Origin of the sequence: Paenibacillus ferrarius (assembly GCF_002027705.1) — a bacterium.
GTDB lineage: Bacteria > Bacillota > Bacilli > Paenibacillales > NBRC-103111 > Paenibacillus_E > Paenibacillus_E ferrarius.
The window spans coordinates 164,407-173,926 of record NZ_MBTG01000017.1; the positions used below are offsets into that span (position 1 = coordinate 164,407).

The following is a 9,520-nucleotide window of genomic DNA, read 5'->3' on the forward strand; positions in this document are numbered from 1 at the left end:
ACTTATATATGCAAGTGATAAATATTGCAAAAATAGCTGAAGATTTCTTGGAAAGAATTCCTGTTGTTTTTCCAACGTATACAATGCATAATATTGAGCACTCAATCAGAATTCTAGAATATGTATACGAAATTATTGAGCCTCAATACATTTCGGAAGAGCCGCTCTCCAACTATGAGAACCACTTATCTCCTCTTGAAATTGCCACTATCATTTATGGGGCATTACTTCATGATATTGGTATGGCTCCGGACGATGAAATCAACGGTAAGATAAAATCCAATTCATTAGAATGGTGTGATGATAAGTATTATAAGTTTGTTGAAATATTTAATGGTGATGAAGTCCTAGCTTTACAAGATTATTTAAGAAGAATCCATGCTAGACTTTCGTCAATATATATATAAAAATTGTTCGCTTCAAATCTTCATGTTCCGAATGAACCAGCAATTTCTTATTTGGAAGAAATCGCTGATTTATGTGAAAGCCACAATAGAAGTATTCAGTGGATTAAGGACGTTCTTTATAAGGAAGTTCCTAAGGGAAAGTACAAATGTAACTACCAATTCTGTGCATTACTTTTACGTTTAGGTGATATTCTAGATTTTGATTCGAGGAGAACACCTTATCATTTATTTAAATTTGTTAACCTTACCTCACATAGTGAGGACGAATGGAAGCAACATCTCATTATTGAATCGACAGGATATCGATTGGAGAAAAGCTCAACCTATGAGGGGTGGAAATCACCAATTTTTTATGGAAAATGCACCAATCCAACTATTAACAGAAAAATTTTAAACTACTTTGATTGGATCGAAGAAGAAACTCAAAAGTGTTCTAACTTTTCATTATCATTCAACCATTCGAAATATCATATTAAAGTAACGGGGCCTCTTATTAACCGAGTTCAAACGATTGGATTCGATATGGCTAATCAACAATTAAAAATGAATTACGAAGCTATTACAAATTTGTTAATGGGTGAGAAAATATATGGTAATCCAATTTTTGGTGTAAGGGAACTTATCCAAAACTCTATAGATGCTTGCATGCTCAGGCTTGAACTTAGTAAAGATAGTCAGACGTATGAAGAAAAATATATCCCCAAAATCTCAATTATTTTTGATCAAAAAGAAAGCAGAATAGTTATTAAAGATAACGGTACTGGTATGAATGATTATATTTTGAATGAGTATTTCCTTAACATTGGAAAGTCGTACTACAAGTCTGATGATTTCTTGTTGAAAGATTATAATTTTAAAGCTATTGGTAACTTTGGTATCGGATTTCTTGCATGCTTCATGTTATCTGATCGAGTAAATATTAAAACAAAATATTATAATGAGTCTGTTGTACATGAGCTAAATATCGAAAAAAATAGTAAGTACATTGTATATAAGCGGGGTGAAAGAGCAGCCTTTTCTCATGGAACAGAAATATCAATGGATTATGATTTTGAAAAGAATCCTTTACAGATTTCAAAATTAAAAATTAAAGAGTTTGTTGAAGCAAATTTCTTGTTAGATACCCCATTCATTCATGTCAATGATCTTAATGCTACAGAAATAGCTAATACAACAACTAAACAAAAACTAGAGTTGATTGCTGAAAAAACAAGAAGTGGAAACGGAACTTTTATTGATTTAAAACCATATTTTAACGGACTTACTGGCTTTATTCAGATTAATTTAAGTAAAACTGACCACTATTCATTTAGACCATATGATATAGAGTTCTTTAAAGATACAAATGAAGACCAACAGTGCTTTTTAGGTTGCTATGATGGTGTAGACATTCTTAAATTAAGTACCACTGGAATTGCTAATTGCGTGAAAGATAATTCAATTTTTGCAGCAAATTTCCATTTTGTTTCTTCAGATAAGTATTATGATTTTAACAAAATGCTTGAAGTACTAGATAATGAACGAGAAGTATTTGAGAAAAAGGACGATTATTTCCCATATATTACATTATTATTAGATAGAAAATTAGATAGTAATGACTTTAATAGGCAACTCATAGAAAGAGCTGATGGATGGCAACACTTTAACAAAATTTCTCAACAATTAAGTAAATACGAAAATAAATGTGATTTCTTTTATGTTACAAACTCTCAGTATAAGACCTTAAGAATAGATACTGAAAATTTGAACATAAAATTATCACACAGTTATAATTACAATACAATTAGAAAGCTATTTGTAAAAAATGTATTTATTAAAGATCTTTTATTTGATCGGGAGTTTTTATCACACTCTGCATGTAAGATTGGCTCTATTCTTATTAACTCAACTAATCCACTAATTCAACCGAATGTTTCCAGGAATAGCATCGAAAATAATGTAGAGTTCGATATTCAATATGCTATTATGAAATTTTGTCATTTATTTGCTCTACAATATTACGAAGAAGATTTAATGAAAGTTAAACAAATTCGGCACGTTTTGAAAACTTTCTTTGGCAACAAGTCCGCATTGTTAAACTATCAAGCTATCAGTGAAATAAAATATAGTGAAGTTAAACATAAAGATGATATTGATGAATTACTTGAATTAATATGAAATGAATACAATATTATTAATTATTAGGAACAAAACACAGAAGTGTCGCAGCCTTAACTGTAAAACTCTCGTCATTAAATTAATTGTTTTTTTGCGGTTTTATCATATCATTGAATTGGTTACTATGTTGAAAATTGTTATTTTATAGAGGTGAGAACTTGGCAAAAGAAAAAGATTCGACCGACCAAAGCAAAAAAAGAAAATAAATCTAAAAAAGAAACAGAAAGTGTAACCTTAGAATCCCTTGATCCTTCTGTTCCAAGACCAAGACTTAACAAGCTAATTATTAAAAATTTCAGATGTATTGGTTCATTCCCAGTCCAGATTGAACTTGATGATATTGTTGTGCTCGTAGGACCAAATAATGCTGGTAAAAGTACTATTTTAAGAGCTTACGAACTTGCAATGAATCAAGGATCCAATGAAGGAAAACTTACGATTGAAGACTTCCCAGAAGGTAGAATTAATCCAGACGCTCTTCCAGAAATAGAACTGCATACGGTAATTTATGATGATACAGTTGGAATTAAATGGATTAATGTAATATCCGGTGAAAAAATTGTAAGGGAACAATGGACTTGGTCCAATATCGGTGAGCCTGTAAGAAGAGGTTATGATGCTATTGAAATGAAGTGGTCCGAGAATGTACCTTGGGGGGCTCCCAATGTGGCCAATTCAAAACGTCCTCAGCCACACAGGGTAGATGCTTTCTCTAATCCTAAAGATCAAGCTGATAAAATTGTTAACATCTTGGAAACTATCATAAATGATAGAGTAAAACAGTTTCAAAGTAATAACTTAGATCAAAATGATAGCGAAAAATCAGAGTATTCGAAATTACTTGAAAACATTCAATTAATACAAAAAAGAATTGTTGCTGAGGCGAGTATTGAAATTGAAACAATTGAAACAGAAATTTCAAACTTAATAAGCAAGGTATTCTCAGGTTATAAAATAAAATTCGATGCTCGTCCTGAAGATGATATCGACAAAAGCATAAAATTTTTTAAAGCAAACTCACAATTATTAATGGGGCCACAAAACGGTTATTTTAGTGCAATAGAAAGGCAAGGTAGCGGAGCTAGAAGGACACTTCTGTGGACTGCACTTAAGTATATTTCAGAATCAAATTTATCTAAAAAAAGCACTCAATCACAGAGACCACACGTGCTTTTATTAGATGAACCAGAGCTTTGTTTACACCCCAATGCAGTTAGAGAGGCATGTAAGGTACTTTACGATCTCCCTTTATCCGGGAGTTGGCAGGTGATGGTTACAACGCATTCACCAGCTTTTATTGACCTTTCAAGGAATAATACAACAATTATAAGGGTCGAGCATGATTCTTCGGGTAATATTAAAGGAACAACTTTGTTCCGTCCAGCTAGAGCAAAACTTGATCCTGACGATCGAGCAAATTTAAAACTTCTAAACGCTTGTGACCCTCACGTTGCAGAATTCTTCTTCGGAGGTCATTCAATTATTGTAGAAGGCGATACGGAATATTCCGCCTTTAAACATATAATTGCTTCAAAACAAAACAAGTTCAAAGATATACATATCATAAGAGCACGTGGCAAAGCCACGATAGCTTCATTAGTTAAGATATTGAATCAGTTCGAAACAAAATACTCAGTACTTCATGATAGTGATACTCCATTAACTAAAAGTCTTACAAAAAATCCAGCATGGACAAACAATCAAAATATTCTCAACGCTGTAAATTCACATGTAGATTCAAATAAAATCAGGCTTATTGCATCAGTACCCAATTTCGAAGCTGCTTTCTTTGGGAAAGATGCAAGAGATGAAAAACCTTATAATGCACTAACAAATGTAAAGTCTTATCCAAATATATTCATTAAAGTTGAGAAACTACTGTCTTCCCTAGCAGACCATACAATTACAGTACCCACTGAGTGTATTCAGTGGAATGATATTAAACAATTACATACAAAAGTAGAAAAGTTTACTGAAAGTTTAGAGAAAAGGTCTGTTTAATAATTTGCCACTAGTGATAAGCTAGTGGTTTTTAATGTATATTTAATTGGAAATGATGCAACAAAAAAGAAGAGGGGGAAAAATTTAGAGAAAAGCCAGCTTCGTTATTGAGCGGTTCTTCGAAGAAAAACATTCAAAAATGGGGGGGGGGGGAGACCTTGCGGGTTATGCTTTGAAGAAAAACTTCTCTGCCTAGGCTTCGAAGAAAAGTTAACTGAATCCTTGGTTGTGACCTAACAACCAAGATCAACCTTCCCGTTCGGGTATCCCCAAGGACAATTGACGGATTTTTACAAACCCCAACTTCCCAGACTTCGCTTCTTCCGCTTTGGGGCTGGATACATGTTCATGCCCTGCTGGCTTGCCTGTCCTCACCGATCCCTTATTCGTGGCAAACGGCTTCCTCGCCGATCGATTCCTCTTCCTTTCATGATGCCTGTCTGTCCAAGCGTTGTTTGGACAGACATCTGCATCATGAAGCAGGAGAATCGACCGGGGAAGCCTGTGCAGCCGTGAATAAGGGCCAAGGTGAGGAGCAAGCCAGCAGGAGCATGAGCGTATCCAGCCCCAAAAGGGGGAAGGAGCGAAGCGCTGCGGGAAGCGCGTTTGTAAAAAGCCGTCTGTCCTTGGCCGCGGCGCGAACGAGGGTTTAAGATCCGAAGGATCAAAGCCGCTGCCGACGGCAACAGAAACGCCTCACGCTGGGCCTTATGCGCATAAACGGCTTGCCGCTGTTGATTCACCGAGCAGGGAGCTTGCGCCTTTCAAACCGAACCTGACAGCGCAGCCTGTCCGACTAGGGTTTGAAAGACTGTAAGCCATCCCTGCAAGGAATCAACTTGGGGGCAAGCCGTTTATCCCTGCATAAGGCAGTGAGGCTGTGAGGGTTGCCGGAGGCATAGGCTTTGATCCTTTGTTTATTCTGCTGCGCTTTAATGTTCAGCAGCGCCGCAAAAATAGTTCGTCTTTTGCGATAGTGGCAAAAGAAAAAAGCCTTGCGAGGGTTAGTCGCAAGGTATTGTAAGTGTATTTAATCTTCATTATCTATCTTTATCATTTCAATCATTTGATCCAAACGTGTTATATCGAAAGCTGCTTCTCTTGAGCCAGAGAGATAGTACAGCTTTAACCAGTAAGCATTTCCTGTTGCGAAGGATTCTACGGCTTTCCAGATATTTTCTTCTGTAAGACTTCTTACAATAATATCCGGTGGATGTGGGGGAATATAATCAAGCCCTTCTTTATCCATGTACCATAATTGATTTTTAGGTGTGCTAACTACTAATGTATAAGTCATTCCATCTTGGAGTTCTACAAAGATGTCGATATTATCGTTTTCTATATCTACTATTTGTGACAATGGTGTAGGATAAGAAATACTTTGTATCTTCATATTAAGACCTCTACTTCCCATAAATATCTGTTAGTATTTTTATAACTTTATCTTCATTTGCCTTACTAGCTTTGGCAAGAATCTGCATTTCTCCGTTCGCCATTTTATAAAAAACTCTAGCCCCTTCATCTCCTCTTAAGTAATATATATCCTTAAACAGATTTTTCGTTCCTAGTCCTGGATTTGTGTTTCCAGAAAGAAACTTTGCGACTAACTCATCGGCTTCCTTTTGTACCATTTGATTTTTACCCATTTTTTCAGCCGCTTTAACTAAGCCTATTTCGTTTTTAATTAAACTGGCTGCTCTTCCAACTAACTTTATAGTCCCGCCGAAGCCAATTGCGCTATTTGATACGTCTTCGCTTTGGGTTATGTTGCTATACATTTTAATAAGTTCTTCTTCTGCCCAATTTGCATTTTCGAGAGTGTTTTCACTTGGGTCATAATGTGTAAGGGTAGCAATGCCGAACAAGTATTTAAACTGGTTGTTATCAGTAATGCTATTTAATATGTCATGCTTGGCCTCTACTCCCATTGTAGAACGAATATCCCAGTAGCTTTGTGATGTATTCTCGTATCGAGCGATATTAATAAGCGTCTGGACTTCAATTCTTTCATAGGAATTTCCTGTTGGATCAACTCTTGTTAAAGGATTGTTCTCAACGTAGGTATAAAGGTTCAAGGACAAAGGATTATTTATCTGTCCTTCATTACTATCTTACGCTATAAAGCTCAGCCCCTAAAGACAGAGAAGTCCTATCCATAAAATAGCATTTATTTACGGTTTTTGGAACCATTTTCGGTTGTTTAGCGGCACATTCTTGGTTTTAAGCGGAACTTTCCATCTAACCCGCCAGTTACAGGAAAGCCCCAACCCATTAAAACCAAGATTTCTCCCGCGCCTTCGCTTGAGCTTCGTCCACACCTTTTTTTAAAGACGGCTCAACCCTATCATTTTCAGTCATTCCTCTACTCATTTTCTGCTCGTCGCAACGGTTCCGGCAGGCGATACGCGGTTTTACTTTTGAGTATCCCATACACGATGTTCACCAATCGCCGCATCACGCAGATGAACGCTTGTCTCTTCGTTTTGCCCTCCGACAGCTTGCGGTGAAAGTACTCATGAAACAACGGATTCCTCGGTGTTTTCGTGCCTCGATGCACAGCAAGCTGCCTTATCGCCAGCGACATGAAGATACTGTGCAAACTGCGGTCGCCTTGCTTACTTTTGTAGTACTTTCCTTTACCTCCAGATCCGGCGAAGATTGGGGCAATACCCGCATATCTCGCCAGTTTATCAGCATTCGCAAACCGCGAGACATCGCCGATCTCAGCCACAAGCTCGGCAGATGTGACCACATCCACGCCCGTGATCGTGTGCAATTGGCAGCCGATCTGCTCCAGCATGTCGCGCAGCTTCGCGTCAAATTCCGTGATTTCTTTCAGATAATAACGGATTTGCTTCACCAAGCTGCGGATAACGAGTTCTTTCTCTTCCACGTAATGAACGCTCGCTTGCCCGTCTGCTTCGATGCAGCGCAGGATCTGTTCCGCTTTCTTCGTGGAGCAAGCGTTGTTGCTATGCTTGCGAAGGAACTCGGCAAGCCGCTCTGCTGTAACCTTCTCCAGATGACGCGGAGAAGGGAAGGTGCGCCAGAACGCCAGTGCTGTTTTGCCGTCAATTTCGCTGAAATAACGGCGATAGCTCGGGTACGTGTAGCTTAACTGTACGTGTAGTTGCCGGATGACAGCGGACAAGCTTTTCACGATGCCACTGCGCCTTGTAGACAATTGACGCATGACCCAGTAATGCTCGTCCGGCTTGAAGTCGGGCAGACGATTGAGGTCGTCGCGCATCACGCGCGCCACGCATTCAGCGTCCCAGCTATCGCTTTTGTGAACGGTAGGGAACCCTTTTCGCTTTTCGCTAGCGAACGCGGGATTGACGGATTTCACCCATTGGTTGCTCTGAATCAGGTACAGTCCGAACGCCCAGCCGTACCCTCCGGTGTCTTCCAATCCGTATACGGCTTTCATATCGGGTTCCAAACAACTTTGCACCTTGGCGAGCACTTTCGGGAAAGCCGCTGGCGTGTTGTCGAACTGGATTTCGCCTAACTTTTCGTTCCAGTAATTGAGTATCACGGCGGTATGCTGGCTTTTGTGCAAATCGACTCCGACATAGGCATAGTGGAGTTGCTGCTTTTGCAAAGACTCACGCTCCTTTGGGGATGGTCGAACCTCAGCAGGAAGGGACATGTCGGCATCCTCGGCTCAAGCGTTAGCTTCCGAAGAAGCCCGCAAAGATAGCTAAGCCAGTCCATATTCGCAGCCTGTCAGGTGCGACAGATTTAAGGGCAAAAGCCCTTACCTGTTCCACCAACGCATGAAAGTAGAACAGGTAAATGCTTTTTGGGAGAAGCAACGAACAGGACGGCATCCTCATTTCGAGCGTTGGCTTTCAGGGAAAGCCCACAAACATAGCGCAGCCTGTTCCTGCTCGTTGCTTCTATTAAAAACTTTTGCAGGAACAACGAGCAGGCGGCATCCTCGTTTCGAGCGTTGGCTTTCGGGGGAAAGCCCACAATGATAGCGCAGCCTGTCCGGCTCCTTGTTCCTATTTGGGCAAAAGTCCTTACCCGTTCCACCTGCGTGCAAGTGGAACCAGTAAAGGCTCTTGTCATCCTTGCTTCATCTTCCAGACCTTCGTCCAGCCCTTAGGGGCAAGGACTTCATCGGTGAAATACTTGGGATTGTATCGCGCCTTGACCTTGCGGACGCGGATGCTCTCGAAGATGACCTGCCCAGGACGGACGATCATCTTCTTAATCCAGCCGCCCTGCATCGTCTTTTCCCAGACTTGCGTGGAACAATTGGCGAAGTAGACGCGCAGAGCGGCTTCAATGACCGCGTTCGCGCCATCCATGTCGCATTGCTCGGCTTTCTCCTTCGCCAATCTCAGCAATTCGGCGTCCAGATTCGTCGTGTACTTGACCCGTGTCATACGTGCATCCTCCTTCGAGTAGTCGAATGGTAATTTCCCCTTGCTTCTCCAGTACTTCCACCTTGCAGCCGGACGTGAAGCCGAGCGCTTCCAGCCACTTGCCTTGCAACCGCATGAACGGAGCCTCTACAATCTGATAGTTGGCATTGCGATAAAGGAACGCCTTCGAAACGGTAAGCTTACGCATAACCAAAACCTCTCTCCCTATGAAATAGAGAGGAAAGATGCGAAAGGCACGGCAGGGTAAAGCCTACACATGAACCTTGGTAGATATGGTATAATGTTCCAAGGTCGCAGTGACAGCCGGAAGGCTGTGTGTAGGTAGTCTAAGTACCTGCATGAGCTTGCAAGTGCGTCAACACTTGTAAGTCACGGCGACCCTTCTCATTCTCCTCAGCCTAGCAACCCGCAAATGGCTTGATAGAGCCACTTCGAGCCGTGGTAAACCACACTTACGGCAACGCCCATCGCGATAAGCCGAATCTGCCACCGCATCCAGCGGTTGCCTTCCATCTGTTCCAGTCTGTACACCGAACCTCCACCTCCTGCTCACATGTT

9 protein-coding genes and 1 pseudogene are annotated in these 9,520 nt (G+C 40.3%); 3 read left to right on the plus strand and 7 right to left on the minus strand.

Annotation, left to right across the window (positions count from 1 at the left end; all coding sequences use genetic code 11):
- Nucleotides 1-8 precede the first annotated feature (8 nt).
- The 3 genes and pseudogenes from BC351_RS44370 to BC351_RS19805 all read left to right on the plus strand — a co-directional run.
- A pseudogene (locus BC351_RS44370) lies at nt 9-821 on the plus strand (HD domain-containing protein); the annotation flags it as partial.
- Between the two features lie 159 nt (nt 822-980).
- Nucleotides 981-2,564: an ATP-binding protein gene (locus tag BC351_RS19800; protein WP_425270934.1), complete on the plus strand. Its 1,584-nt coding sequence runs from the start codon at nt 981-983 to the stop codon at nt 2,562-2,564.
- Between the two features lie 150 nt (nt 2,565-2,714).
- Complete coding sequence (locus BC351_RS19805) at nt 2,715-4,565, plus strand: ATP-dependent nuclease (protein WP_208629789.1); 1,851 nt, start codon at nt 2,715-2,717, stop codon at nt 4,563-4,565.
- 371 nt (nt 4,566-4,936) lie between these two features.
- Here the strand turns inward: BC351_RS19805 and BC351_RS19810 are convergent, their stop codons facing one another.
- From BC351_RS19810 to BC351_RS42310, 7 genes are all read right to left on the minus strand, one after another.
- A complete protein-coding gene (locus BC351_RS19810) occupies nt 4,937-5,308 on the minus strand; it encodes a hypothetical protein (RefSeq protein ID WP_079414464.1) in 372 nt (123 codons plus the stop codon).
- A 287-nt stretch (nt 5,309-5,595) separates the two neighbouring features.
- Nucleotides 5,596-5,958, minus strand: coding sequence for a hypothetical protein (locus BC351_RS19815; protein ID WP_079414465.1), 363 nt, complete (start codon nt 5,956-5,958; stop codon nt 5,596-5,598).
- A gap of 10 nt (nt 5,959-5,968) precedes the next feature.
- Nucleotides 5,969-6,646, minus strand: coding sequence for an RHS repeat-associated core domain-containing protein (locus tag BC351_RS43495; RefSeq protein ID WP_244209100.1), 678 nt, complete (start codon nt 6,644-6,646; stop codon nt 5,969-5,971).
- Between the two features lie 281 nt (nt 6,647-6,927).
- Entirely contained in the window at nt 6,928-8,169 is a 1,242-nt protein-coding gene (locus tag BC351_RS19825) for an IS110 family RNA-guided transposase (protein WP_425270904.1), read from the minus strand.
- Between the two features lie 469 nt (nt 8,170-8,638).
- The gene (locus tag BC351_RS19835; RefSeq protein ID WP_079409928.1) at nt 8,639-8,962 is read right to left on the minus strand and encodes a hypothetical protein; all 324 of its coding nucleotides are present in this window, start codon (nt 8,960-8,962) and stop codon (nt 8,639-8,641) included.
- Nucleotides 8,859-9,149 carry a SymE family type I addiction module toxin gene (locus BC351_RS19840; protein ID WP_079409929.1) on the minus strand — a complete coding sequence of 97 codons (291 nt, stop codon included), beginning with the start codon at nt 9,147-9,149 and terminating at the stop codon, nt 8,859-8,861. The genes BC351_RS19835 and BC351_RS19840 overlap by 104 nt, the downstream gene beginning before the upstream one ends.
- A gap of 206 nt (nt 9,150-9,355) precedes the next feature.
- Complete coding sequence (locus tag BC351_RS42310) at nt 9,356-9,493, minus strand: hypothetical protein (RefSeq protein ID WP_158081994.1); 138 nt, start codon at nt 9,491-9,493, stop codon at nt 9,356-9,358.
- Between the last annotated feature and the right edge of the window lie 27 nt (nt 9,494-9,520).